This window comes from Streptomyces johnsoniae, from assembly GCF_031845565.1.
Taxonomy (GTDB): domain Bacteria; phylum Actinomycetota; class Actinomycetes; order Streptomycetales; family Streptomycetaceae; genus Streptomyces; species Streptomyces johnsoniae.
This window is the reverse complement of record NZ_JAVREV010000058.1, coordinates 1-615: the sequence shown is the minus strand read 5'-3', so window position 1 is coordinate 615 and position 615 is coordinate 1. Positions and strand designations below refer to the sequence as shown.

1 protein-coding gene is annotated in these 615 nt (G+C 70.6%); it reads left to right on the top strand.

The window, feature by feature from the left end:
* Nucleotides 1-615: cytochrome c biogenesis CcdA family protein (locus tag RM779_RS33245; RefSeq protein WP_311621529.1), on the top strand; the 615-nt coding region annotated here is incomplete at both ends.

Sequence of the window (615 nt, the reverse complement as noted above, 5' to 3'; positions counted from 1 at the left end):
GGTTCGCCCTGCTGCCCGGGTACCTCGCACTGGTCGTGCGGGGCACCTCGCCGCGCGGACCGCTTCCCGCCTTGGGGCGGGCGCTGGCCGCCACGGTGGTGATGACCGCCGGATTCGTGGCGGTGTTCGGCACATTCGGGCTGCTCACGGTGGCGGCAGCGAACACCATCCAGCGCTACCTGCCGTACGTCACGTTGCTCATCGGTGTCCTCCTGGTCGTCCTCGGCTGCTGGCTGCTGGCCGGGCGCAGGCTGGGGCTGTTGCTGCCGGACGCGGTAGCGGGCCGGACCGGTTGGGCTCCGACCGCACGACTGGGTTCGATGGCCGGCTACGGCGTCGGGTACGCACTCGCGTCGCTGTCGTGCACCGTGGGGCCGTTCCTGGCGGTCACCGGGGCGACTCTGGAATCGAACACCGCGGTGCACCGTGTGGCGGTGTTCGCCGCGTACGCCGCGGGCTTCACCCTCGTCGTCGGGGTGCTGGCCGTCGCTACCGCGCTGACCAGCACGGTGGTGATCGACCGGCTGCGGCGCGTGGTTCCCTATATCAGCCGGATCAGCGGAGCGCTGCTGATCGCCGTCGGCGCATATGTCGCGTACTACGGCTGGTATGAGA